The organism is Kribbella italica (assembly GCF_014205135.1).
Taxonomy (GTDB): domain Bacteria; phylum Actinomycetota; class Actinomycetes; order Propionibacteriales; family Kribbellaceae; genus Kribbella; species Kribbella italica.
This window is the reverse complement of sequence record NZ_JACHMY010000001.1, coordinates 3,876,210-3,900,858: the sequence shown is the minus strand read 5'-3', so window position 1 is coordinate 3,900,858 and position 24,649 is coordinate 3,876,210. Positions and strand designations below refer to the sequence as shown.

Sequence of the window (24,649 nt, the reverse complement as noted above, 5' to 3'; positions counted from 1 at the left end):
GTGCAGGTACTACTTGGGCGTGATGTAGCCCTGCTGCATCGCCAGCGAGAGGCCGCCGTTCATGTCCGCGCTGATGATGTCCCAGAGTTCACTGGTCTTGTTCTCGCCCAGGGGCGGCCAGTTCGTGAACTCCTTGGTGGAGAACGGGAACTGGTAGACCTTGGTCGCGTACCAGATGTAGGGCACCTCCTCATTGACCAGCTGAGCCCAGTTCCACACCTGCTTGTTCATCTCCTCGCCCGGTTCGACGGTGCGGAGCTGCCGGTCGATGGTGCTGGCCACGTCGACCTGACCGAGACCGGGAACGTTCTTGGCCGGGCCGAACCCGATCCCGCGCTTTCCGGCGTAGTTGCCCTGACGGGTGAAGTTGTAGCCCGGGCCGAGCAGGAAGTTGTACATCTGGAGCGGGTTGCCACCACCGACGAACGCCATGCCGGCCTGGAAGTCACCGTTGTGCTGATCGGCGTCCTGCTGCGCCCCCGAGGTCGCGTTCACCTCGGACTTGATCCCGAACGCGGTCAGCGCCTTGGCCGCGGAGTTGAACGACGTGACGATGTCGGTGGTCTCGGCGTTGGCCGTGAACGTGAGCGTGAACGGTTTGCCGTCCGGCTTGATCCACTGGTCGCCCTTCTTGGTGAAGCCCTCGCCCTGCAGCAGTGCGGTCGCCTTGGCCAGGTCGAGCGGATACTTGTTCAGCTTCGCGACCTGCTCAGGCTTGAGGTAGATCTCCTCGAGCGTCGGCGAGATGCCGGTGTTGACCTCCTTCCAGGTCCCACCGGCCGCATCGTCGGTGCCGTAGGCCGCCTCGCTGATCTGCTGGCGCGGAATCGCGTACGCGAGGGCCTGGCGGACCGCCTTGGAGTCGAGCGGCTTCTGGTTGCTGTTGAAGGCGATGGCGAACCCGAACCCGAGCGGGAGCGCCGTGTTGGAGTCGGGGGTCGTCTTCCAGCGGTTGAGGATCGGCGGCGGCATGTACACGTTGGACAGGTGCACGTTGCCGCTGAACAACTGCGGGTAGACGGTCTGCGTGGACCCGTTCAGGTACCGGATGCCGGCGAACTTGATCTTGTCCGCGTCCCAGAAGTCGTTCCACTTGACCAGCTTGGCTTCCTTGGTGGTGATGTTCTCCAGCTGGAACGGCCCGTTGCCGATCAACTTGTCGACCTTCATCGCGGCCAGGTCCTTGAACGCGTCACCCATCCGCTTGGACTCGGGCAGCTTCGTGGCCTGCTCCGGACTCTGCTGCAGCGTGCGGAAGTACTTGATCACGTCCTGCTTCAGCTGGTCGGTGACGAGCTTGCCGTACACGCTGGACGGAAAGGGGCGGATCGAGTTCAGGATGTCCAGCTTCGCCAGTGACTCCGGCTGGCCTTTCTTGAGAGTGAAGGCGACCGTCTTGTCGTCGACGACGGCGACGTCGGTGATGTCGCTCCAGAACCCGTCACCGCGGAGCCCGTTCAGGATGGCGGTGTCGTGCAGGTCCTTGCTCGTCACCGCGGTGCCGTCCTGCCACTTCGCGTCGTCGCGCAGGTGGACGTTGAGCTTGCCGTTCTCGACCGCCCACTTGTCGGCCAGCTGCGGGATGAACTCGGTGAGGCTCGGTGACTTCACGATCGCCAGCCGCATCGAGATGAAGTCGTTCTGGATACCGAGCTGGTTCACGTTGTACGGGTTGTAGGACCACGTCGTGCCCCAGCTGCAGCACGGGAAGAACGTGAGGAACTTGCTGGAGTCGCCGGCCGCGGTGCCGCCGGAGTTCCCGCCGGAGTTCCCGGTACTGCTTCCCCCGCCGGCCGTGCCCGCGGTGCAGGCTGCCACCAGCGTGACCACCAGGCAGGCCGAGACCAGGGCAACCAGGCGCCTTCTGGCGCCACTGACTACGCGCGGCAACTTCATCGTTGATCCTCTCGACGGGGCGGAGCGTCGGGACCCGATCTTGTCGGGACAAAGGTAGTTAGTAAAGAGGATGGGGAAAGTAATCTGTTCACAAAACGGCCACACTTGTTCGCGAAGCGGCCATGCCCGATCGCTGATCGTGACGCTGGTGCCGGTGGCCGGACCACACCGATCGACGTTGCGTGACGTGATCGAACAGTGACGCAGGCGGCTGATCCGCGGCTTGGTCGTGCCCGCTAGTGTGGGCCCGTTCATGGCCGTCCAGCAGGCGCGGGGTCCGCGCCGGGATATTTTGAGGTGCTTTGTTCGTGCGCAAGCTGCTGAGTGTCGTCGCGGTGATCGCGCTGGGGTCCTCCCTGGCCGCCTGCGGCTCGGAGTCCGGCGGGAGCAAGGACTTCGGCGCCGCCGGAGTCAAGGTGGAGTCGGAGTTCGGCAAGAAGCCGACCGTCACCCACCGCGACGGTGAGCCGGACAAGACTCTCGTCACCGAGGTCCTCAAGGAGGGCGACGGCGCCGAGGTCAAGAAGGGTGAACTGCTCACCGCGAACTACCTCGGCCAGATCTGGCGCGACGGCAAGGTCTTCGACAACTCCTACGACCGCGGCGCGCCGTCGTCGTTCCCGATCGGGGTCGGCGGCGTCATCGCCGGCTGGGACGAGGGCCTGGTCGGCAAGAAGCTCGGCAGCCGCGTGATGATGTCGATCCCCGCGGACAAGGGCTACAAGGAGCAGGGCAACGAGCAGGCCGGCATCAAGGGCGACGACACGCTGATCTTCGTCGTCGACCTGGTCGCCGTGGCCGCCAACGACACCAAGCTGGACGCCGAGCCGGTCGCGGCTCCGGTCACCAAGTTCAAGGTCACCGGTGAGCTGAACGCCGAGCCGAAGGTGACCGTCCCGGCCGGGTCGAAGCCGCCGGCCAAGCCCGGCAAGCCGGTCGTGATCGCGACGGGCAAGGGCAAGCCGGTCGACAAGGCCAGCACGGTCGTCGCGCGGTACGCGATCTTCGACTACACCGGCAAGAAGCAGGCGAGCACCTGGGACGGCCAGCAGGGCCAGGCCGGCGCTCCGGCCGAGCTTCAGGTCGGCCCCGGCCCGACAGGTCAGGCCGGCGCGCTCGACGCCCTGGCCGGTATCCCGATCGGCAGCCGCGTGCTCGTCGAGCTCCCGCCGTCGAAGGACGACAAGGGCAAGACCGTCAACGCGTTCGCCGTGATCGACCTGATGAACAACTTCCCGGCGGGCAAGCAGCAGTAGGAACCCCCGTCAGAGGGCCGGCTCCGAGGTTCGGGGCCGGCCCTTTGTCATGCCCGCCTGGTGTCCGGCCCGGCGGCGGAACCACTGGTTCGTGTCGGGGTGGAAGGTGAGGCCGAGCGCCGCGATCACCGCGAGGACGTGGACCGTCCGCAGAGCGGCTTCGAGGAAGAGGACCGGGGTGAGGGAGAGGTCGCCGAGGGAGTGGCCGGTCAGCCAAGTGATCGGTCCGATCAGGAGGCTGGCCGTGCCGATCGTGCCGAGCAGGCCGGCGAGCACCCAGCGGGACCACGCGACGCCGTGGCGGAAGTAGCCGTCGATGACGACGAACAGGCCGCCGTACAGAATTGTGCGCAAGGCGACCTGGGCGACCAGGCCGAGCACGGAGGCGCCGTCGTGGATCGCGAGGGTCAGGCCGAGGACCGACTCGGCGACGCCGGCGCCGACGGCCAGCAGCCAGGCGCCGGTCGCGGCGCGTGCGGTCAGCGGTGAGGGTGCGACACGAGTTTCCATACTCCGAGGATCCGCCTCGGCGGCGCCGGAATCAGGAGTACTGGGACCCCGAAACGGGTGGTGGTACATCCACCAGCCGGGCCGCGTGCCGGCCCGACGCGGCCGCCGCCTCGAAGTACGCGCGGTCGCCGTCCAGGTCCCGGCCCATCGTCGACAGCTTGACCGGCGCGGCCCGCAGGGCGTCGTACAGGCCCTCGACACCGACCCGTACGACGCGGTGCCGCGCCTTCAGCGGCTCGGCGGCGTCTCGGACGGCGTCGCCGAAGTCGCCCTCGAGATCCGGTACGACGACGTCGGCCGGCTGCAGCGCCACCCGCCCGTACGCCGTGAGGCTGTGGTGCGAGATCCCGCGGTGGCGCGGGCGCGGGTCGGCCTCGGAGATCCGCAGCGACGCGACCGCGCGGCCGCCGAGCGTGCCGACCGCGTTGACGGCCTCGCCGGACTGGACGCCGGAGAAACCCCAGCGCGTCCCGGTGCCGAGGTTGCCCGGGCCCTGGGTGATGACGATCAGCTCGGCGGCGAGGACGTGGGCCGCCGTGAGCAGGCCGGTGTGGACGGTGACGGCCTCGCGGTCGCCGCCGTACGCCTGGCCGACGGTCACCGTCCCGGCCAGCCAGCCGCTGTCGCGCAGCGAGGCGACCGTGCGCGAGAACGCGAGCGGGAGGGCGCCGCCGTCGGTCATCACGTAGACGACTCGGGTGGTCGGGCGCGTCTCGTAGACGCCGGCGAGGACGGCGGGGAGGGCGGAGTGGAGGTCGGCCACGACTACCGGCGTACCGAACAAGTCGTCGGCGTCGCGCAGGACGTCGTGGTCGGGGGAGTCCTGCTCGTCCGCGCCGAGGACCATCGCCTGGAGTGGGGTGTAGCGGGCCTTGACCAGATGGCCGCTCTCGGGCGGATCGGCGGGGAGGCGGTCGGGGATCGCGACGACGAGCGCGTAGCCGCCGGTACCGAGGCCGCGGTCGAGGGCGCCGACGTTGAGCAGCACGCGGTCGCCCTGTTGTGGTTGGCCGACGAGGTTTGGATAGGCCAGAGCCTTAACTGTCTGCTCTTCTACGGCTACTTTCAGCTCCTGGGCGCCGGTCCACGCGCGGCCGAGTTCGGTCACCACACCTTCACGCCAACGGATCACGCGCCGACTTTAGCGGGGTTAAGTAAGTTGACCTCGCTGAACCCATCGGCGATTAGAACACCTGTTCGGCGTGCACTGCGTGATTCGGCCTCCTGAACCCGTAAGGTGGTCGGGTGTCGGCGCGGAAGAGTGAGCGGCTGCTCAACCTGGTGATCTGCCTGCTGGTCGCGCGCACGTACGTGACCAAGGAGCGGATCCGCGAGGTGGTCGAGGGCTACGCCGGGCAGACCGACGACGCCTTCGAGAAGATGTTCGAGCGCGACAAGGACGAGTTGCGCGACCTCGGCATCCCGATCGAGATGGGCACCATCGACAAGTTCTTCTCCGACGACGTCGGCTACCGGATCCGCCGCGACGTCTTCGAGCTGCCCGAGGTGCATCTGGAGCCCGACGAGGCCGCCGTACTCGGTGTCGCCGCGCGGGTCTGGCAGCACGCCAGCCTGGCCGAGGCGACCACCTCGGCGGTGCTGAAGCTGAAGGCGGCCGGGATCCAGACCGACCAGTCCGCGCTGAGCGCGATCGAGCCGCACGTCGGCGCGTCCGAGCCGGCCTTCGACCCGCTGTGGTCCGCGGTGGTCAGCCGGACGGCGGTCCGCTTCGAGCACCGGCGTTCCGGCGCGTCCGAGGCGACGCTGCGGACGCTGGAGCCGTGGGGGATCGTGTCGTGGCACGGCCGCTGGTACGTCGTCGGCCGCGACCGCGACCGGGAGGCGACGCGGATGTTCCGGATGTCGCGGATCGGCGGGAACGTGAGGACCGTCGGCTCGGCCGGGGCGTTCACGGTGCCGGAGGGGACCGATCTGCGCTCGCTCGTCTCCGAGCTGGCGCCGCCGCGGCCGACGTCCGAGGCGAAGGTCCGGGCGCGCACCGGCTCGTGCGTCAGCCTGCGCCGCCGCGCGAACGCGATCGAGCCGTACGAGGAGGGCTGGGACCTGCTGCATGTTCCGTACGCCGACTCGGGCGTGCTGGCCGAGGAGATCGCGTCGTACGGGCCGGATGCCGTGGTCGAGGGCCCGGGCGACGTGCTGGACGGCGTACTGCGCAGGCTGCGCACGGTGGCGGGGGTCGGATGAGCAACGCGCGTGATCAGGTGCAGCGGTTGCTGGCGCTGGTGCCGTACCTGCGGGAGAACGACGGGGCGCGGGTCGACGACGTCGCGGCGGACTTCGGCGTACGGCCTAAGCAGATCATCGCGGACCTGAAGGTGCTGTGGTTCTGCGGGCTGCCGGGCGCGCAGATGGGCGACCTGATCGAGATCGACATCGACGCCGCCGAGGGCGAAGGCGTCATCCACCTGAACAACGCCGACTATCTGGCGCGGCCGCTGCGCCTGGCCGCGGACGAGGCGCTGGCGCTGCTGACCGCGCTGCGGACCCTGCGCGAGGTCACCGCCGGCGCGGACCGCGACGCCGTCGACCGCGCGATCGCCAAGCTGGAGACGGCCGCCGGCGCGGGCGCCGCTGCCGTCGAGGGCGCGGCCGCGCACGTGCACGTCGAGCCCGCCGCACCCGAGATCGCCGAGACCGTCAACCGCGGCCTGGCCGGCAAGCGCCGCCTGCACCTCACGTACGACGTACCGTCCCGCGACGAGACCACCGAGCGCGACGTCGACCCGATGCGCCTGGTCGTCTCGGAGGGCCGCACGTACCTGGAAGCCTGGTGCCGCCTCGCCGAGGACGTCCGCCTCTTCCGCCTCGACCGCATCGCCGGCGTCAAGCTCCTCGACCTCCCCAGCGAGCCCCCGCCTGAGGCGACGCCACGAGACCTCTCCAACGGCATGTTCCAGCCGTCGGAGTGCGACCTCCTGGCCACCGTGTCACTCGCACCCCCTGCGCGGTGGGTCGCCGAGTACTACCCCACCGAGTCGGTCGAAGAGGGCCCCGACGGTTCCCTCATCATCCAGCTCCGCGTAGCCGACACCTCCTGGCTCCAACGCCTGGTCCTCCGCCTCGGCGGCTCCGCCACAGTCCTGGAACCAGCCGACCTGGGCGCCCAGATCGCCAACACGGCCCGAGAGGCATTGTCCGCGTACGACGACCAGCTGTAGGGCGCCAGTACTTGCTGATGCCGCGGTGCACACTGCCCGGCGAGCCGAGCCGACTCAGCACCGCCCGCCCGCTCCATCCCACACCAGGTCGCAGGCACCACCCGCGCAGGCTCCACGCGCCCCCCCGCGCCAGGTTGCACGCACTACTCGCGCTCACCCCACCCCGGGCCAGGTCGCACGCACTACTCGCGCTCATCCCATACCCCCACTCCGGGAGCAGGCTCCACTCGCGCCCACTCCACCCCCGCGCCAGGTCGCACGCACCACTCGCGCGCACTCCACCCCCCACGCCAGGTTGCACGCACCACTCGCACTTGTTCCCGGCCGGTGCGGTCTCAGCCCAAGACCACCTTGTCGGCCGCATGGGCGCGACCCTGTTCCCCGGGTGATGGCGGTACGGCGTGTGGCGAGCGCCCTGCAGATGCGGCCGGCGGGGTTGCCTTGGGCTGAGGTTGCAGCGGCCGGGTGGAAGAGGTGGTGGTGTCTGCGGGTGGCGGGAGCTGGGGCTGGGGCTCGGGGGTGGGCCGGGGGTGGGGAGCGGCGGTCGCCGGTTGGAGGACGTGGTGGTGTCGGCGTGGGGTGGGTGGGCAGGGACGGTGGTGGGGTGGAAGAGGTAGTGGTATTGCCGGGGCCGGGGTGGAAGGGGCGGCGGCTGGGGGAGGAAGTGGCGGCGGCCGGGTGAAACAAGTGGTGGTATCTGTGGGGAGCCGGGTGGTGTCTGCGCGGGGCTGGGGCGGGGAGGACTGGTGGCTGGTGGAAGAGGTGGTTGCGCCTGCGGGGCCGGGGCAGGGAAGGACGGTGGCCGGGCGCAAGACGGGGTGGCCTCTGTGGGGTCGGGGAGCAGGGGGTGGCGGCCGGTGGAAGAGGCCGCGGTGTCTGCGGGAGTCCGAGGGTAGGGCGGAGGACGTGGTGTCTGCGGGAGTCCGGGTCGGGACGGGCGGCTCGGGGAGGAGGTGGTGGTGCCTGTGTGGGGCTGAGGGTGGGTAGGGGGCGGTGGCCGTCTGGAGGAGATGGTGGCGTCTGCGTGGATCCGGGGGCGCAGGGGGCGGGGGCGGCGTCGCCGCGTGGGTCAGCCCTGGCTGAGGATTCGTTCCAGGGGAGTGCGGAAGCGGGGGGTGATGCGGACGCCGGAGAGCCAGGTGGTCCAGCGGGCGGCGTGGGATTCGATGGCGGTGGTGGTTTCGGTGCCGACGTCTTCGAGGAGTTGGTAGCGGACCTCGCCTGACTCGGGTTGGCCCCAGGCGCCGACGATGCGGCCGTTGGCCCAGATGCTGGGGCCGATGTTGCCGGTGGTGTCGAACAGGCGGGTCTTGTGCTCGCCGAGGTACCAGGTGCGGTCCTTCCAGCCCATGGGGGTGGGGTCCAGGGCGGGGAGGAAGGCGACCCAGGGTTCGACGGCGATCTCGGGGGCCTCGTCGCCGGGGAGGACGTAGCCGGTGACGCCGTCCAGGTCGACCTCTACGGCTTCTACGGCGACCAGGGCCTTGCGGGACTGGCCCAGGGTCCAGCCGGTCCACCACTGGAGGTCGGCGAGGGTGGCTGGGCCGAAGGACTCCAGGTAGCTGCGGGCGAGCGTCGTACGGGCTTCGTCGGCGGACAGGTCGCCGGCCAGACCGCCTGCGAGCCAGTCCTCCGCGGGGGACCACTGGTGCTGGCTGCTCAGCCACGTGCCCAGCGGGCGGCCGCGGACGATGCGGCCCTCGGCGGCGAGCTGGAAGAGGACGCGGCTGGTGACATACGGCTGGGCCGCGTACGACTTGCCCGGGGCCATCGCCAGGCGGCTGCGGAGCCGGGGCTCGTCCTGGGCGAGCTCCTGCGCCGTGGCCGAGCCGCGCAGGCTGAGCGCGGTCGCCGTCGACTCCTCGACCGCCCGCAGCCACTGCCCGGCCGCCTCGGCCTCACCGGCGATCCCGGCCTCGACCAGGTGCTTGACCAGCAACTTGCGCTGCTTCACCGCGATGTCGTCGCTCGCCGCGGCCTGGACGACCGGCGCGAACGAGGTCGGTACGACGAACACCGTGCGCCGCATCCCGAGCATCCGGATCAGCGTGCGGTCGTCGTACAGCGCACGCTCGGTGAGCGCGACATCACTGCCCGGCACCCGCGCGGCGACCGACAGATGCACCGTGGCCGGGTCGGTCGCGTGCAGCACCACGACCGAAGCCGCCGCCTGCACCGGATCGGCCGCCTGGCAGGAGGTCGCCAGCCGGTGCCGGCGCCCCAGTCTGAGCCGTCGTTCCTCGATCCCGATCCGCAGCACCACAGCCCCCCTCGATACGGTCCCGCCCTAGGGTGTGTCTCCCAATTCCCGCCTACTGCGCGGCACTCGGCACGGCACCTCGGAGCACTGGAGCAAAACCCACGATGGAAAAACATCGAGGGCTTCACTCCAGCACTCCGAGCTACCGCGCCGAGCACCTGCTCGCTACGGCGGGAATTGGGAGACACACCCTAGCCCGACACCAATTCTTACCATCACGTTCCGACACCGTTGCCCGCGACGAACACCCATCCGCGTGGGCGGTGGCTCCGAACCGGATAAGGTCGGGACATGTTCTGGTTCCTGCTCTTTCTCGCGGTCGTGGCGGTGTGGCTCCTGGTCCTCGCCTTGCTCGCGAAGAAGCTGTGGGGCAAGACCAAGGCGCTGACGCGAGAGTTGGGCGCCGCCCAGTCCAAGCTCGAGGCAGCGCAGAGGTCAGGTCCGGACAGGGCCGGGGAATCTGCTCGGTCCCGGGCGTAGTATCGGCCCAGTCTCACGTTGAGCCATCGGATAGTCGTGAAAGGGAGATCCTCATGCCCCCGCTTATCGGTATGCCCCAGGGCGCAGAGTGGCTCGTCATTCTTGCGATCGTCGTGCTGCTGTTCGGTTCGGCCAAGCTGCCGGCCCTGGTCAAGCAGCTCGGCAAGTCGAAGAAGATCTGGGAGGAAGAGGTCGGCCCCGGCAAGAAGAAGGACGCCGAGCTGACCGAGACCGGCCAGCCGCCGGCCCAGCAGCACGTCCAGCCGCCGGTGCAGCAGGCCCAGCCGGCCCCGCAGCAGAACCAGGCGAACGGTCAGGCCCCGGGCGACGGCGTGCCGCCGACGCACACCGCCAACTGAGTCGCGCGCACCACCTGTGACGATGGTGAGATTCGGACGGCGGAAAGAGCGCCGTCCGAGGGACGAAGAGGGTCGGATGACCCTGCGCGACCACATCGCGGAGCTGCGCAACCGGCTGCTCATCTCGGTGCTCGCGATCGTGCTGCTGACGGTCGTGGGGTACGTCTTCTACGACCAGGCGCTGGACTTCCTGGTCAAGCCGTTCAGAACCGGTGTGGCCCAGCTGATCGCGGACAACAGCGGCGGCAAGGTGCCCGAGCTCACCTTCAACAACGTGACCTCGCCGTTCACCTTCCAGATCAAGATCTCGCTGGTGTTCGGCCTGATCCTGGCCGCGCCGGTCTGGCTGTACGAGCTGTGGGCGTTCATCGCGCCCGGCCTGCACCGCTCCGAGCGGCGCTGGGCGTTCCTGTTCGCCGGGATCGCGACTCCGCTGTTCGCGGCCGGCCTCGCGGTGGCCTACTGGACGCTGCCGAAAGGCATCGCGATCCTGATCGGCTTCACCCCGGACTTCGCCCAGAACCTGATCACCCTGCCGGAGTACCTGGACTTCGTCCTGCGCACGATGCTGGTGTTCGGGATCGCGTTCCTGCTGCCGCTGGTCGTCGTGCTGCTGAACATCGTCGGGATCGTGCCGGCTAAGGCGCTGGCCAAGTTCCGGCCGTACATCATCTTGGCGATCTTCATCTTCGGCGCGGTCGCGACGCCGTCGGGTGACCCGTTCTCGCTGATGTTCCTGGCGCTGCCGATGTGCGCGCTGTTCTTCGCCTCGGAGATCATCGCCCGGATCCTCGACAAGCGGAAGGCCCGCAAGGCCGAAGCGCTGCTGGCGGACTGATGGGCCGCAGGATCGCGCTGGTGGTCAACCCCACCAGCGGCCGCGGCCTGGGTGCGCGAGTCGCTCCGGTGGTGCGGCAGCGGCTGGAAGCCGGCGGCCTGACCGTCGACCTGTACGAGACGACCTGCGCGGAGGACGTCGGCCGGATCGCGGCCGAAGTGGTCGCCTCCGGTGCGGACGGCGTCGCCCTGGTCGGCGGCGACGGCACGCTGCACCTGGGCGCGCAGGTGCTGGCCAAGTCCGGGATGCCGTTCGGCGTGATCCCGGCCGGCACCGGCAACGACTTCGCCCGCGGCCTCGGCGTACCGCTGAAGGACCCGGTGGCCGCCGCCGACCTGATCGTCGTGGGCAGGACGCGGGACATCGACCTCGGCGTCGCGGCAGGGGAGTACATCACCACCGTCGTCGCGGGCGGCTTCGACTCCCTGGTGAACAAGCGCGCCAACGCGATGACCTGGCCGAAGGGCAACGCCCGCTACACGGTCGCGACGCTGGCCGAGCTGCGGACGTTCAAGCCGCTCTCGTACGTCGTGACGGTGGACGGCGAGCGGTTCGAGACCGACGCGATGCTGGTCGCCGTCGGCACCGGCCCGACGTACGGCGGTGGCCTGCAGATCCTGGCCGGCGCCGAGATCGACGACGGCCTGCTCGACGTCACGATCATCAAGCCGGTGTCGCGGCTGACCCTGCTGCAGATGTTCCCGAAGCTGTCCAAGGCCACCCATCTCGGGCACCCGGCGGTACACACGCTGCGCGGCCGCGAGGTCCGGCTGGAGTCGCCGACGGTCACGGCGTACGGCGACGGCGAGATCCTCGGTCCGCTGCCGATCGACATCGGCATCGCGCCGGGCGCGCTCACCGTGTACGCCTGATCCATCGGTCACCAAAAGAATTCGCGCGATCTCTGGTCGTCACGACTCGCATCTGATAGGAAAGCTTCCTAACAGATACCTCTCGACGCCCCTCAGAGGAGAGATCGTGCTCAACCGCCCCAAGAAGCAGCTCACCGCCGTCCTGCTCGGCCTCGCCGTGGCCGCCGCCCCGGCCACGGCGTTCGCCTCGCCCTTCCAGCCGCAGCCGGCGATCAGCGGGACGCAGTACCAGGACCGGGTCGACGCCCCGCGCGCCGTCGGGCTGGACGACCCGGCGAAGAAGGACATCGCGATGCAGATCGTCTCCAGCGCGGAGAACTCCTCGCTGGACTGGAAGGCGCAGTATGGCTACATCGAGGACATCGGCGACGGCCGGGGCTACACGGCCGGCATCATCGGGTTCTGCTCGGGCACCGGCGACATGCTCGACCTGGTCGAGCTGTACAGCCAACGCGAACCGGGCAACGTGCTGGAGAAGTACCTGCCGGCGCTGCGCGAGGTGGACGGCAGCGACTCCCACGACGGCCTCGACCCCAACTTCACCGGGGACTGGGAGAGTGCCGCGAACGACAACGCGTTCAAGACCGCCCAGAACGACGAGCGCGACCGCGTCTACTTCGACCCGTCGGTCAACCAGGGCAAGTCCGACGGCGTCGGCGTGCTCGGCCAGTTCATCTACTACGACGCCATCGTGATGCACGGCGACGGTGGCGACCCGACCAGCTTCCGCAGCATCCGCAACCGCGCGCTGAACGAGGCCACGCCGCCGGCGCAGGGCGGCGACGAGACCGCCTGGCTGAATGCCTTCCTGGACGCCCGCGTCTGGGCGATGAAGCAGGAGGAGGCGCACAGCGACACTAGCCGGGTCGACACCGCCCAGCGGGTCTTCCTGAACAACGGCAACCTCAACCTCGACACCCCGCTCGACTGGCAGGTGTACGGCGACAACTTCCACATCGGCTGATCTCGTACGACGACCAAAGCCTCCGCGCCGCGAAATGTCCCGGCGGCGCGGAGGTTTTCGCGTCCTACCCGGCGCGGTCGGTACGCCGGTCCGACTCGGCGCGCCGCCGCAGTACCGACAGCGTCGCGGCCAGTCCTTCGAGTGCGCCCGCGGGCAGAGCCGCGCCGAGCCAGATCCCGAGCTCGGCTTCGACCGTCGGGGTCGCCGCGGCCAGCACCGCCGACCCGGCGGGAGTGAGCTCGACCAGCGAGGAGCGACGATCGTCAGGATTCGCCGTACGCCGGCAGCGCCCGGCCGCTTCGAGCCGGTCGACCGCCTTGCTGGTGGCACCGACCGTGATGGCCATCTCGTGGGCCATGTCGTAGACCCGGGTCGTCGCCCGCCCGGCGATGAACCGCAGGAACTCGAACTGGCCGAGCGGCAGGTCGTGCTCGGCCTTCAGTCGGGCGTCGAGCGCGTTGTAGAGCCGCGTCTCCAGCCGGACGAGGTCGGAGAACAACGCCGTGAGATCGGTCACCGAAAGATCCTGATTCATGGGAATTAGATTCCTGGGAATGTAGTTGTGCCGACCATAACACTGCGAGCACCCAGGGAGTCGACGATGAGCAGGCAAGAACGTGAGCAGGCCCGCGGGCTGATCAGCAAGGGCGACCTCGGGCAGACGCCGGCCCAGCAGCGGGCAGGCTTCGACGAGCTGTTCGCTGATCGCCCACTGGGGGACGACGTCACGCTGCGGCCCCGGACGCTGGGAGGCCGGCCAGCGCTGGACGTCCTGGTCGAGGGTGCCGACCGGGACGGCGTCATCCTCTACCTGCACGGTGGCGGCTACTCGATCGGCTCGGCGCGGACCGGTGCCAACCTCGCGGCGCCGCTGGCGCGCAGTACCGGCGTACCGGCTGTGTCGCTGGACTACCGGCTGGCGCCGGAGGACCCGTTCCCGGCCGCGGTCGACGACGCTTTGGCGGCGTACGAGGAACTGCTGGCCGCGGGCCAGAAGGTTGTTGTCGCAGGCGATTCGGCCGGTGGTGGACTCGCACTCGCGCTGCTCGTCGCCGCGCGCAGGGCCGGGCTGCCGCTGCCCGTGGCGGCTGTTCTCTACTCGCCCTGGACCGATGTCTCGCTGAGCGGCGGCAGCATGGATTCGCGCGGTGAGTTCGACCCGCTGTTCAGCCGCGCCCACATGAAGGAGTCCGCCGACTGGTACGTCGGCGCTCAGGATCCGCGCGACGAACTGGCCAGCCCGCTCTTCGCGGACCTGACCGGCCTGCCGCCGCTGCTGATCCAGGTGGGGTCCGCCGAGGTCCTGCTGGACGACTCCCTGCGGCTGGCCGTCCAGGCCGCCGAGAGCGAGGTCGACGTCAGCCTGGACGTGGTCGCCGGGGCGCCGCACGTGTTCCAGTACTTCGTCGGCATGGTGAGCGAGGCCGGCGAGGCGCTGGAGCGGGCCGCCGCGTTCGTCACCCGCCGACTCGCTGACTGACCGGTCGGGCAGGGCGTGGTTCTGGGGGTGGCGTCGCATAGATTGGAGCCCATGAGCACTCCGTCCGAGAAGTACGCCAGTTTCCGCTCGGACCAGGAGCACCCGGCCGTGACGGAGTTCCGGGCGCTCTACGACTTCCGGCTGGACGAGTTCCAGCTGCGCGCCTGCGCCGCGCTCGAGGACGGGCACCAGGTGCTGGTCGCGGCCCCGACCGGGTCCGGCAAGACGCTGGTCGGCGAGTTCGCGGTGCACCTGGCGCTGCAGCGGGGGCAGAAGTGCTTCTACACCACCCCGATCAAGGCGCTCAGCAACCAGAAGTACGCCGACCTGGTCCGCCGCTACGGCCAGGACAACGTCGGCCTGCTGACCGGTGACAACTCGATCAACTCCGAGGCCCCGATCGTCGTGATGACGACCGAGGTCCTGCGCAACATGCTGTACGCCGCGTCGCAGACGCTGCTCGGCCTGTCGTACGTCGTGATGGACGAGGTGCACTACCTGGCCGACCGGTCCCGCGGCGCGGTCTGGGAGGAAGTCATCATCCACCTGCCGGACTCGGTCGCGGTGGTCTCGCTGTCGGCGACGGTGAGCAACGCCGAGGAGTTCGGCGACTGGCTGGAGACCGTCCGCGGCAACACCGTCGTCGTGCTGGAGGAGAAGCGGCCGGTCCCGCTGTTCCAGCACGTGATGGTCGGCAAGCGGCTGCACGACCTGTTCGCCGGCGAGACGCCGACCGCCGGGGCGGCGCAGGCCCAGTTCGGCCCGTCGGCGGGCCGGCCGTCCAGGTCCGGCAACCCCGCGAAGGCCGCCGGCCAGAGCTCGGCGCCGGACCTGCGGGACATGGTCAACCCGCAGCTGGTCAAGATCGCCCGCGACGACAACCGGATCTTCCGCGACGACTCGCGCAAGCCGCGGCGCCGCCGGGACCTGCCGAAGGGGCGGCCGGCCAAGTCGCACTTCACGCCGTACCGGTCGGACGTGGTGGAGGAGCTGGACGCGGGCGCGCTGCTGCCGGCGATCTACTTCATCTTCTCCCGCAAGGGCTGCGAGGACGCGATGCTGCAGTGCCTGCGGTCCGGGCTGCGGCTGACCAAACCCAGCGAGCGCGACGAGATCAAGCGGGTGCTGGCCGAGCGGACCGTCGACCTGCCCGACGAGGACCTCGGCGTGCTCGGGTACCACGACTTCGCCGAGGCGCTCAGCCGCGGCATCGCGGCGCACCACGCGGGCCTGCTGGCGGCGTTCAAGGAGGTCGTCGAGGAGTTGTTCGCGCGCGGCCTGATCAAGGTCGTGTTCGCCACCGAAACGCTTGCCCTGGGCATCAACATGCCGGCCCGCACGGTGGTGCTGGAGAAGCTCAGCAAGTGGAACGGTGAGGCGCACGTCGACATCACCCCCGGCGAGTACACGCAGCTGACCGGCCGGGCCGGGCGGCGCGGGATCGACGTCGAGGGGCACGCGGTCGTGCTCTGGCAGCCGGGGTTCGACCCGAGGGCCGTCGCAGGCTTGGCGTCGACGCGGACGTACCCGCTGCGGTCCTCGTTCTCCCCGTCGTACAACATGGCGGTGAACCTGGTCCGCCAGGTCGGGCGGAGTCGTGCGCGGGACATGCTGGAGCTGTCGTTCGCGCAGTTCCAGTCCGACCAGGCCGTGGTCGGGCTGGCCCGGCAGGTGCAGCGCAACACCGAGGCCCTGGAGGGGTACAAGGAGTCCATCGACTGCCACCTCGGCGACTTCCTCGAGTACGCCGATCTGCGGCGCCGGATCGGTGAGCGCGAGTCGTCGGGCTCGAAGCGGCGCAAGCTCGACCGCCGCGTCGAGGCGCAGGAGTCGATCGAGAAGCTCCGGATGGGTGACATCATCCGGATCCCGGCCGGCCGCAGCGCGGGCTGGGCGCTGGTGATCGACCCGGGCATGCGTTCGGAGCGCGAAGGGCCGCGGCCGACCGTGCTGACGCTCGACCGGCAGGTGCGCAAGCTGTCGATGGTCGACTTCCCGACCCCGGTCGAGTCGATCGGGGTGCTGCGGGTGCCGAAGAAGTTCAACGCGCGCAACCCGCAGCAGCGCCGTGAGCTCGCGCAGGTGCTGCGCAACCGGACCGACATGCACGGCGAGGACGGGCCTCCGTCGTACCGGAGCAGGGCCGGCGACGTGGTCACGCACGCCGACGACCCGGAGCTGCAGGAGATGCGGGCGCGGCTGCGCGCGCACCCGTGCCACGGCTGCTCCGACCGCGAGGACCACGCCCGCTGGGCCGAGCGCTACTTCCGGCTCGACCGGGAGAACCGCGACGTCCAGCGCAAGATCGAGCAGCGGACGAACACGATCGCCCGCCAGTTCGACCGGGTCTGCCAGGTGCTCGACGCGTTGCACTACCTGGACGGCGACAAGACCACCGAGGCCGGCGACCGGCTGTCGCGGATCTACGCCGAGCTCGACCTGGTCGCGGCCGAGTGCCTGCGGCAGGGCGTGTTCGACGACCTGGACGTGCCGCAGCTCGCGTCGGCGCTGGCCGCGCTGGTGTACGAGTCGCGCTCCAAGGACGAGCCGACGTCGCCGCGGCTGCCGCGGGGTGAGGTGCGGGACGCGCTGGAGAAGATGGGCGTCATCTGGCGCGACCTGTCCGCGCTGGAGCGGGACATGCGGGTCGACTTCCTGCGCTCGATGGATCTCGGGTTCTGCTGGGCGGCGTACCGGTGGGCCTCGGGAGCGTCGCTGGCCGAGGTCCTCTACGAGTCGGACCTGGCCGCGGGCGACTTCGTGCGCTGGGTGAAGCAGCTGATCGACCTCACCGAGCAGGTCGCGGACGCGGCCGGCCCGACGCCGTTGCGCAAGACGGCCCGCGCGGTCACCGACGAGATCCGCCGCGGGGTCATCTCCTACGCCTCGGTCGTCGACGAGCCCTAACAACGCCTGAGCGGTGCGGAGTACGTCGTGTTGCTGGCGGTGGCCACGTAGTAGTCGGTGATGTAGCTGCCGTCGGTGAGCCGGTTCCAGACGGACGTCGTACCGACCTTGCTGCCGGCGCGTTGGCAGGTGACCCAGGCGAGCGAGCCGCTGGGCAGCGTGCCGACCACGCCGTACGACGTGCCCGGGCCGCTGCGTCGGCTGAGTGAGGTCGTCGTCTGGTACGGCAGGCTGCAGCCGGGGATCAGTGGTGAGTACGTCGTGTTCGACGGGGTGTTGACGTAGTAGTCGGTGACGTAGGCGCCTGAGGTCAGCTTGTTCCACACGGTCGTGGTGCCGACCTTGGTGCCGTAGGTCTGGCAGACGACGCGCAGCCCCGCGCCCGCGCCGTACGTCGCGACGACCGGGTGGCTGGTGGACGGGCCGCTACGGGCGCTCAACGCGGTCGTCGTGGAGTAGGCGAAGCCGACCGAGGCGACGGGTGCGTCGAAGCGGTCGCTGTCGATGTTGAGCGTCACGCCGCCGTACGTCTCGTTGTGGTCGCCCCAGTACTGCTTGGCCCGCTGGCCGGAAGCCCAGTAGGCGTTGGAGATCAACGGCCAGCCGGTCAGAGCGGTCTTCTTGTCCCAGCGCGCGATCCACAGCGCGTCCGGCCGCGCGTACGCCGTGCTGTTGTAGACCTCCGCCAGATGCCGCGCGCCACTGTCCTGATGCGCGTACACCGCCGAGAGATACCCATACCGGTGCAGCTCCTTGGTCCACGCCGACAGATAGCTCAGTACGGCGGCCCGGCAGCTCGCGTTGCCCAGGTCGTAGTGCTCCATGTCGCCGTAGATCGCACTGCCGCCGATCAGCCCGAGCGCCCGCGCCTTCGTCACCGCGTCCGACGCCGACCCGCGAGCCTGCGCGGCCGCCGTCGCCGTCGAGGCCGACATCTTCAACGCGGTCGTCCGGTGCGTGCAGGTCGCCTGCCACCCCAGGTAGATCGGGATCAGCCGCCAGCCCTGCCTGGTCACCGTGCTCACCCACGACGCCGTCAGCTGCGGCTGCGCGCAGCTCCGGTTCCCGCCGCCGATGTAGATCCCCACCGCCCGGTACGGCGACGAAGCCTTCCACGCTGCCATCTGCGCCACCGTCGGCGCCGTACAGGTGTCGAACGCCCACCCGCTGACCCGGGTGGCCACGGCCCCCGCCGGATACGCCACTCCAGTAGCCGGCTCAGCTCCCGCTGTCCCGGCCGTCCCCACCACCAGCGCCCCAGCCGCCACGAACACCTTGAGCCGCCACACTGTCAACCCCTCCCTTCCCGCAAGTACACGCCCGAAACCTCCAGACAGCAATGCCTTCGCTGAGGCAGGATGTGGGACATGCCGGAGATCGTGGAGCGGGGCGAGCAGCCGTACGTCGGGATCAGGGCGAAGGTGGCGATGCACGAGATCGCGGCCTTCGCGCAGCGGGGTGGAGAGGTGTTCGGCCGGCTGGCCGCGCGCGGCATCACGCCGGTCGACGCACTGTTCTTCAAGTACGACCAGTGGAAGACCGAGCTGCTCTTCCGCCTGCGAGGCTAAGGGGTGCCGACTGTTCTGGCCGGCCTCACCACGCTGGACCCGGACCGCATCAGGCACGTCGCCTCACCGCTCATCGAGCTCGGCTGCGCCCTGCACGTCCTGGCCGAGCCGCGCCACCACGACCGCACCGAGTGGGCCGAAGGCATCCAGCTGAGCAAGCCGCTCCGCAAGGAGCTGGCGGCCTGGACGTGGACGGTCCGCGCTGTGCGTGCCCGCTTCTTCGCCACCAGCTCCGCGACTGGCGTGCCGACCTGGCAGGACGAGCTCGACGCCCTGCGAGCCCGTACGTCGGAAGACCTGGCCGCTGAGCTGGTCCGCCCGCTCCGCGGCCGGCCGCTCAGCTCCCGGACCACCGACACCGATGCGGTACGCCGCTGGGCTCGCAGCCGCGGCCGGGCCGTCGAAGCGCTGGTGGAGTCCCTGCTGACCGACCCGGCCGAGCCGGTGCAGCGCTTCCTGGCTCTGCTCGACTCCTGCTGGCACGAGTGGTTCGGCGAGCTCTGGACCGAGTCACGCGACCAGCTGGCCGCCCGTGGGCGGCAGGACCGGGACCTGGCTGCTCGCGACGGTGTGGTGGCGATGCTCCGGTCACTCGACGGCGCGGTGCACCCGCGGGACCCGGACAGCGTGGTCGTCCAGAAGGTGCAGAACAAGCGGATCGACCTGGCCAGCAGGTCCCTGCTGCTGGTGCCCAGCAACTTCATCGCGCCGCACATGTTCCTCGGCGAGGTACCCGGCGAGCCGCTGACCGTCATCTACCCGGCCGCAGCCAAGCGGACCGGCGTACCGACGGCTCAGGCGATCAGGGCCCGGCTGGAAGCGCTGGCCGCGCCGGACCGCCTGCAGATCTGCCGTGCGGTGGCCAGCGAGCCGCGGACGGCCGGGGAGATCGCAGCGCTCTGGGGACTCAACTCCACCCAGGTCACCCGGCACCTGCGCGCCCTGACCCGAGCGGGCCTGGTGACGGCCGAGCGGCAAGGCCGGTTCGTCGCGTACCGGCTGGACGAGCAGGTGATGCGTGCCCTCGGCACAGATCTGCTGGACCTCGTCATGCGTTGACGGATCCCGTCAATCCACCGGCCTCGCGCAGGCCGGAGCTGTTGGCTGGCTGGTATGACTGCTTCCCTTCCGCCCGAGGTCCGCCGGCTGGTGATCGCCACGCTGGTCAACACCCTCGGCAACGGCGTGTACGCCGCCGTCGGCGCGCTCTACCTGACCCGCGCCGCGGGCCTGTCCGTCCACGAGGTCGGACTCGGTCTGACCATCGCCGGGCTGGTCGGTCTGATCGCCAGTACGCCGCTGGGCGTCGTCGCCGACCGCCTCGGACCGAACCGCGCGTACGTCGCCTTCCTGCTGCTGCAGGCCGTCACGATGACCGCGCTCACGCAGGTCCGGTCGTTCGGTCTGTTCGTCGCCGTCGTCGGGGTCACCGCGATCGCGGACTCGGGACAGCGTGGTGCGAAAGGCGCGCTGATCGCCGGACTGGTCCCTTCCGACCAGCGGGTCCGGACGCGGGCACTGCTGCGGGTGACCACCAACATCGGCATGGGCATCGGGATGGCTTTGGCAGGGATCGTGTTGGCAGTCGACGAGCGCGAGGTGTACTTGATCGCGCTGTTCGCCAACGCAGCGACGTACGTCGTGACGGCCGGGCTCGTGCAGTGGGGGATGGCCCGGGTCGCGCCGGTGCCATCGACGGCCGGCCCGTCGGCGTTGACCGCGTTGAAGGACCGGTCGTTCCTCGCCTTCGTCGCGCTGGACGGCCTGCTCAGCATGCACAACGCGATGGCCCAGATCGCGATCCCGCTCTGGGTGGCGACGGCAACGGACGCGCCGACCTGGGTGATTTCGGTGCTGCTGGTGGTCAACGCCGCGTCGGTCATCCTGCTGCAGCTCCGGGTCGCGCGGGGAACCGAGCAGCTGGCCGGTGCCGCGCGGGCCGGCCGTCGAGCAGGTCTCCTGCTCGCTGCGGCCTGCGGAGTGCTGGCGATCACCGACGTGACGTCGGGGCCCGTGACGATCGCCCTGCTGATCGTGGCCGCGCTGGTGCACGTCCTCGGCGAGATGCTGCAGTCGGCGGGTGGCTGGGGGATCAGCTTCGAGCTGGCGCCGCCGGGTGGGCAGGGCCAGTACCAAGGTGCCTATGCGATGGGGACGCAGGTCGGTGATCTGGTGGCCCCGGTGGTGCTCACCGTTGTGGCCGTCAGTTGGGGGTGGCCCGGTTGGTTGCTCACAGCCACCATTTTCCTGGTGGCAGGTGCGCTCATCCCCGTGGCAGTCCGGCGGCACCAGCAGTGGCAACTTCAGACCCTTGTACCTGCTTAGGGTGCAGCAGGTCGCGTAGTTCGCGGGCCGCTTGGAATCCGGCGCGGTTGCCGCCGATGGTGCTGGCCGACGGGCCGTAGCCGACCAGGTGGATGCGCGGGTCGAGCACGGTGTGCGTGCCGTCCATGCGGATGCCGCCGGACGGTTCGCGCAGGTGCAGCGGCGCGAGGTGCGCGAGGTCGGCGCGGAAGCCGGTCGCCCAGAGGACCGCGTCGACCTTCTGCTCCCGCCCATCGGCCCACACGACCCCATCAGCGGTGACCCGCGAGAACATCGGCAGCCGCGTGTAGACGCCCCGCTCGTACGCCGCCTGCTCCTGCTGCCGCAGCTGCAGACCGGTCACGCTCACCACGCTCCGCGGCGGCAGCCCGGCGCGGACCCGTTCCTCGACCTTCGCGATGATCTTCCGCCCGAGCTCCGGCCCGAACTCGCCGTCCGTGCGCCACTCCGGCTCGCGTCGTGTCACCCAGGTCGTCGACGCGACCTCGGAGATCTCGGCGAGCAACTGGACGGCGGACGCGCCGCCACCCACGACCAGGACGTGCTGACCGGCGAACTCCTCGGCGCCGTTGTAGTCCGCGGTGTGCAGCTGGCGTCCTTGGAAGGACTCGATGCCCGGGTACCACGGGATGAACGGCCGGTTCCAGGTGCCGGTCGCGTTGACGATCGCGTCGGCCGTGTATTCGCCTTGGGAGGTGGTCAGCTCGAAGCGACCGTCGACGTCGCGCACGCTCTCCACGATCACCGGCCGCACCACCGGCAGCCCGAACCGCTGCTCGTAGTCCGCGTAGTAGCGCGGGACGAAGACGTTCGCCCGCTCGGCGCCGATCGCCGGCGGGACGTCCGCGCCGGGCAGGTTCGCGATGCCGTGCACGTCGTCCATGGTCAGCGAGTCCCAGCGGTGCTGCCAGGCGCCGCCGGGGGCGTCGTTGCGGTCCAGGACCGCGACTTCGTCGTACGGCGTGAAGCCCATCCGGACCAGGTGGTACGCCGCCGACAGCCCGGCCTGGCCGGCTCCGATCACCACGACTTGGGTATCCACAACCACCACAACGCCCGTCCTGAGCAGGCTCTTCCCGGATAACCTCAAGGGCATGGACCTCACCTCCGCCTACGGCTACCGGCTGGACTGGGTCGTCAGCTTCGTGGCCGTCGCCCGGTACGGCGGGTTCTCGGCGGCCGCGAAGGCGGTGTTCCGCGGGCAGTCGCGGATCAGCGAGCACGTCGCGGAGCTGGAGAAGGCGCTCGGCGTGCAGCTGTTCGACCGGTCGGCGCATCCGGTCGCGCTGACGCCCGAGGGGCGGGCGTTGCTGCCTGCGGCCGAGGAGATCCTGCACCGGCTGGGTGAGTTGGCGACCGTGCGGGGTCAGGTCCGGTTCGGGACGTACCCGAGCGCGGCGGCGTGGCTGTTCCCGCAGGTCGCCGTACGGACGAAGGATGTCCGCCTGCTGCTGGTGGAGGGGCCGAGCATCGAGCTGGAACGCGCGCTCGTGCAGGGCGAGATCGATCTGGCGATCCGGCCGGTCCACCCGCTCGTGGTGTCGGAGGCGCTGGAGCACCGGGTGCTCTGGCGCGAGCCGCTCGTCGCCGTGTTCGCGGCCAACCACCCGCTGGCCGCCCAGCCGTCGGTCGGCCTGGCGGACCTGGCCGCGCTGCCGCTGATCTCCATCGGGGAGGCCTCGGGCGGGCGGCAGTTCGAGTCGCACCTGGCCTTCGCCTCCGCCGGGCTGAGCCCGGCCAGCGTCTACCGCACGAACCAGCCGCAGACCCTGCTGTCCCTCGTCCGCCACGGCCTCGGCACCGGCGTCACGAACGCACTGGCCGTGACCACCGCGAACCTGGACGGCGTCCGCCTGGTCCCGATCCACGACGCCGGCGTCGAGCGTCAGGTCGCCCTGTTCCTCCACCGCGACCGCCCGAGGACACCGGCCCTGACCACGGTCATCGAAACCGTCACCGCCATCGACCCACCCACCTCAGGCGTGAGGTAGGCGCCCCGCCCACCTCGGGCGGGAGTAGGCGCCCCCGCCCACCTCGGGCGTGAGGTAGGCGCCCCGCCCACCTCGGTGGGAGTAAACGCCCCGCCCACCTCGGGCGGGAGGTAGGCGGCGACTCCGCCGCCTCAAGTGTGCGGTAGGCGACGAGCATCAGGCCGTCGGAAGAGTCTCCCCGACAAGGTCCAAACACTGTGCCAGCAACTTGTCCTGTACCTCGGTGTCGTACGCCTGGTCGTTCAAGTTGACCACCGCGCGCTTCTGGAAGAACCGCCCCGACACCAGCGCCTCCGGCTCCTCCGACACCGCCAGCCACACCGGCGTATCGGCGCCCTCGGCAACGGTCAGCGGCGCGGCGTACCCACTCATCTTCGTCGACACCCACCCCGGGTGCACCGCGTTGATCAGCGACGCGGGCCACTTCCGCGCCAGCGCGAAGGCGAGCGCCGCCATCACCAGCTTCGAGTCCGCGTACGCCGAATCGCCGGTCCAGCTCTCCGCGTGCTGCAGGTCGTCGAGCCGGATGTTCCCGCGCACGATCGAGTCCGAGCTGACGAACACCGACCGCCGCGGCACCGGCAGCAGCGCGGTCAGCAGCAGCGGCGCCAGCGCGTTGATCTGGAACAACCGCTCCAACCCGTCGCCCGTGACCGGCCGCGTCTTCTCGTCCGTCCCGGTCCCCGCGTTGTGCACCACGACCTCCGGCGCACCCAGTTCCCGTACGGCGGCCGCCAGCTCCCGCGTCGACTCCAGCGACGCGAGATCCCCGAGAACCACCTCACCAGGCAGCCCAGCCGCACGCTCCGCGTTCCGCGCGTGCCGGATCACGTCGTGCCCCCGTCGCGACAGCTCGGCGGCGATCTCCGCGCCGATCCCGTCGTTCGAGCCTGTCACCAAGATGCGTGTCATCGCTGTCCTCCCAGCAGAACCGGAACACCGTCAGGTGCGACCAGATGTTGCCCGCCCGGCGCTCCGTCAACCAGCAGCTCGAGCCGCCGCGGCCCCAGGACGCCGCGACCGGCGGCGCTCAGGTCGTTGGGCTCGACCGGTCCGTCGAAGCTGAACACCTCGAGCACCGCGTCACCAGCTTGCAGGTACGTCATCAGGAAGCCGCGCGGATCACCGTGGTGCCGGATGTCGCCGATCACCGCGAACCCGAACCGGTCCCGCCAGAACGCCAGCGCGGCGTCCAGGTCCGACACCGTCACCGCGACGTGGTCGAACCGCGGCTGCGCGTCCGGCACTTGCCGAGCCTCAGCTTCGGCCAGCGCGGCCGATCCGATCCGCTGGTAGCTCAGGTTCCCCTGGATGAACTCCAGCCGTGCACCGTCCGGATCCAGGAAGAACGCGATCCGCACGTCCCCGAGCACGTCGGCCGGCTGCGACAACACCGTCACCCCGGCCGCCTCCAGCCGGGAGATCTCCGCGTCCACCGCCCCCACCTTGAACCCCAGATGCCGGATCCCGCCCTGCAGGTCCTCGTTGCGCCAGCCACCTTGGTTGCCACCAGCACCGACCTCCAGCAGGTCCAGGAGCACCGTCCCGCGACCGACCGTCAGCCGGCCGTCGCGGACCGGCCCGGTGGGGGAGAACCCCAGCAACCCTTCGTAGAACGCCTGTGACCGTTCGAGATCACGGCAGCCGAGCTCGACCCGGCGCAGTCCGTTGAGCATGCCCGGACCCTACCGTGACCGCTCACAGAATGTCTGCCCCCGAACCACGCAATCTCGGGTCAGAGCCTTGACAGCAGCGATCGGCCGC

The 24,649-nt window shown here is 70.1% G+C and carries 23 protein-coding genes; 14 read left to right on the top strand and 9 right to left on the bottom strand.

Annotation, left to right across the window (positions count from 1 at the left end):
• Positions 1 to 9: 9 nt before the first annotated feature.
• Complete coding sequence (locus tag HDA39_RS18020) at positions 10 to 1,896, bottom strand: ABC transporter substrate-binding protein (protein ID WP_184796476.1); 1,887 nt, start codon at positions 1,894 to 1,896, stop codon at positions 10 to 12.
• 308 nt (positions 1,897 to 2,204) lie between these two features.
• Between HDA39_RS18020 and HDA39_RS18015 the strand changes: the two genes are divergently transcribed.
• Positions 2,205 to 3,152, top strand: coding sequence for an FKBP-type peptidyl-prolyl cis-trans isomerase (locus tag HDA39_RS18015; protein WP_184796474.1), 948 nt, complete (start codon positions 2,205 to 2,207; stop codon positions 3,150 to 3,152).
• A 9-nt stretch (positions 3,153 to 3,161) separates the two neighbouring features.
• Here HDA39_RS18015 and HDA39_RS18010 read toward each other — a convergent pair whose 3' ends face one another.
• Positions 3,162 to 3,662 (bottom strand): hypothetical protein, encoded by a 501-nt coding sequence (locus HDA39_RS18010; protein WP_184796473.1) that lies wholly within the window; start codon positions 3,660 to 3,662, stop codon positions 3,162 to 3,164.
• A gap of 31 nt (positions 3,663 to 3,693) precedes the next feature.
• Positions 3,694 to 4,794 (bottom strand): DUF3866 family protein, encoded by a 1,101-nt coding sequence (locus HDA39_RS18005; protein WP_184796471.1) that lies wholly within the window; start codon positions 4,792 to 4,794, stop codon positions 3,694 to 3,696.
• Between the two features lie 113 nt (positions 4,795 to 4,907).
• Here HDA39_RS18005 and HDA39_RS18000 point away from each other — a divergent pair, with 113 nt between their 5' ends.
• Positions 4,908 to 5,867, top strand: a complete 960-nt coding sequence (locus HDA39_RS18000; RefSeq protein ID WP_184796469.1) for a WYL domain-containing protein — start codon at positions 4,908 to 4,910, stop codon at positions 5,865 to 5,867.
• Positions 5,864 to 6,841, top strand: a complete 978-nt coding sequence (locus HDA39_RS17995) for a helix-turn-helix transcriptional regulator (RefSeq protein WP_184796466.1) — start codon at positions 5,864 to 5,866, stop codon at positions 6,839 to 6,841. The genes HDA39_RS18000 and HDA39_RS17995 overlap by 4 nt, the downstream gene beginning before the upstream one ends.
• Before the next feature lie 1,069 nt (positions 6,842 to 7,910).
• Here the strand turns inward: HDA39_RS17995 and HDA39_RS17990 are convergent.
• Complete coding sequence (locus tag HDA39_RS17990; RefSeq protein ID WP_337925786.1) at positions 7,911 to 9,101, bottom strand: winged helix DNA-binding domain-containing protein; 1,191 nt, start codon at positions 9,099 to 9,101, stop codon at positions 7,911 to 7,913.
• A 291-nt stretch (positions 9,102 to 9,392) separates the two neighbouring features.
• Between HDA39_RS17990 and HDA39_RS17985 the strand changes: the two genes are divergently transcribed.
• From HDA39_RS17985 to HDA39_RS17965, 5 genes are all read left to right on the top strand, one after another.
• Entirely contained in the window at positions 9,393 to 9,581 is a 189-nt protein-coding gene (locus tag HDA39_RS17985; protein WP_184796463.1) for a hypothetical protein, read from the top strand.
• A gap of 71 nt (positions 9,582 to 9,652) precedes the next feature.
• A complete protein-coding gene (locus HDA39_RS17980; RefSeq protein ID WP_238356082.1) occupies positions 9,653 to 9,940 on the top strand; it encodes a twin-arginine translocase TatA/TatE family subunit in 288 nt (95 codons plus the stop codon).
• 76 nt (positions 9,941 to 10,016) lie between these two features.
• Positions 10,017 to 10,778 (top strand): twin-arginine translocase subunit TatC, encoded by a 762-nt coding sequence (gene tatC / locus HDA39_RS17975; RefSeq protein ID WP_184796459.1) that lies wholly within the window; start codon positions 10,017 to 10,019, stop codon positions 10,776 to 10,778.
• A complete protein-coding gene (locus tag HDA39_RS17970) occupies positions 10,778 to 11,650 on the top strand; it encodes a diacylglycerol/lipid kinase family protein (protein ID WP_184796457.1) in 873 nt (290 codons plus the stop codon). The genes tatC and HDA39_RS17970 overlap by 1 nt, the downstream gene beginning before the upstream one ends.
• Before the next feature lie 106 nt (positions 11,651 to 11,756).
• The gene (locus HDA39_RS17965; RefSeq protein ID WP_337925785.1) at positions 11,757 to 12,614 is read left to right on the top strand and encodes a chitosanase; all 858 of its coding nucleotides are present in this window, start codon (positions 11,757 to 11,759) and stop codon (positions 12,612 to 12,614) included.
• Between the two features lie 64 nt (positions 12,615 to 12,678).
• Here the strand turns inward: HDA39_RS17965 and HDA39_RS43295 are convergent, their stop codons facing one another.
• Entirely contained in the window at positions 12,679 to 13,131 is a 453-nt protein-coding gene (locus tag HDA39_RS43295) for a MarR family transcriptional regulator (protein ID WP_184796455.1), read from the bottom strand.
• 84 nt (positions 13,132 to 13,215) lie between these two features.
• Between HDA39_RS43295 and HDA39_RS17955 the strand changes: the two genes are divergently transcribed.
• Together HDA39_RS17955 and HDA39_RS17950 are read left to right on the top strand one after the other, a co-directional pair.
• Positions 13,216 to 14,094, top strand: coding sequence for an alpha/beta hydrolase (locus HDA39_RS17955; RefSeq protein ID WP_184796453.1), 879 nt, complete (start codon positions 13,216 to 13,218; stop codon positions 14,092 to 14,094).
• A 51-nt stretch (positions 14,095 to 14,145) separates the two neighbouring features.
• On the top strand, positions 14,146 to 17,001 hold the full coding sequence (locus HDA39_RS17950) for a DEAD/DEAH box helicase (RefSeq protein ID WP_184796450.1): 2,856 nt from the start codon (positions 14,146 to 14,148) through the stop codon (positions 16,999 to 17,001).
• On the opposite strand, the gene HDA39_RS17945 is transcribed toward HDA39_RS17950, so the two are convergent.
• The gene (locus tag HDA39_RS17945; RefSeq protein ID WP_184796448.1) at positions 16,998 to 18,290 is read right to left on the bottom strand and encodes a glycoside hydrolase domain-containing protein; all 1,293 of its coding nucleotides are present in this window, start codon (positions 18,288 to 18,290) and stop codon (positions 16,998 to 17,000) included. The two genes, HDA39_RS17950 and HDA39_RS17945, sit on opposite strands and share 4 nt — an antisense overlap.
• Positions 18,291 to 18,368: 78 nt before the next feature.
• On the opposite strand from HDA39_RS17945, the gene HDA39_RS17940 reads away from it, so the two are divergent.
• From HDA39_RS17940 to HDA39_RS17930, 3 genes are read left to right on the top strand one after another with little or no spacing between them, the layout of a single operon-like run.
• The gene (locus HDA39_RS17940; protein ID WP_184796446.1) at positions 18,369 to 18,569 is read left to right on the top strand and encodes a hypothetical protein; all 201 of its coding nucleotides are present in this window, start codon (positions 18,369 to 18,371) and stop codon (positions 18,567 to 18,569) included.
• A gap of 3 nt (positions 18,570 to 18,572) precedes the next feature.
• Positions 18,573 to 19,628, top strand: coding sequence for a DUF5937 family protein (locus HDA39_RS17935; RefSeq protein ID WP_184796444.1), 1,056 nt, complete (start codon positions 18,573 to 18,575; stop codon positions 19,626 to 19,628).
• 54 nt (positions 19,629 to 19,682) lie between these two features.
• A complete protein-coding gene (locus tag HDA39_RS17930) occupies positions 19,683 to 20,894 on the top strand; it encodes an MFS transporter (protein WP_184796442.1) in 1,212 nt (403 codons plus the stop codon).
• On the opposite strand, the gene HDA39_RS17925 is transcribed toward HDA39_RS17930, so the two are convergent.
• The gene (locus HDA39_RS17925) at positions 20,833 to 21,945 is read right to left on the bottom strand and encodes an oleate hydratase (protein ID WP_337925784.1); all 1,113 of its coding nucleotides are present in this window, start codon (positions 21,943 to 21,945) and stop codon (positions 20,833 to 20,835) included. The two genes, HDA39_RS17930 and HDA39_RS17925, sit on opposite strands and share 62 nt — an antisense overlap.
• Positions 21,946 to 21,988: 43 nt before the next feature.
• Between HDA39_RS17925 and HDA39_RS17920 the strand changes: the two genes are divergently transcribed.
• A complete protein-coding gene (locus HDA39_RS17920) occupies positions 21,989 to 22,885 on the top strand; it encodes a LysR family transcriptional regulator (protein ID WP_184796438.1) in 897 nt (298 codons plus the stop codon).
• A gap of 156 nt (positions 22,886 to 23,041) precedes the next feature.
• Here HDA39_RS17920 and HDA39_RS17915 read toward each other — a convergent pair whose 3' ends face one another.
• Together HDA39_RS17915 and HDA39_RS17910 are read right to left on the bottom strand one after the other, a co-directional pair.
• A complete protein-coding gene (locus HDA39_RS17915; RefSeq protein WP_184796436.1) occupies positions 23,042 to 23,797 on the bottom strand; it encodes an SDR family NAD(P)-dependent oxidoreductase in 756 nt (251 codons plus the stop codon).
• The gene (locus HDA39_RS17910; protein ID WP_184796434.1) at positions 23,794 to 24,561 is read right to left on the bottom strand and encodes a VOC family protein; all 768 of its coding nucleotides are present in this window, start codon (positions 24,559 to 24,561) and stop codon (positions 23,794 to 23,796) included. Before HDA39_RS17910 ends, HDA39_RS17915 begins: the two co-directional genes overlap by 4 nt.
• Positions 24,562 to 24,649: the final 88 nt, after the last annotated feature.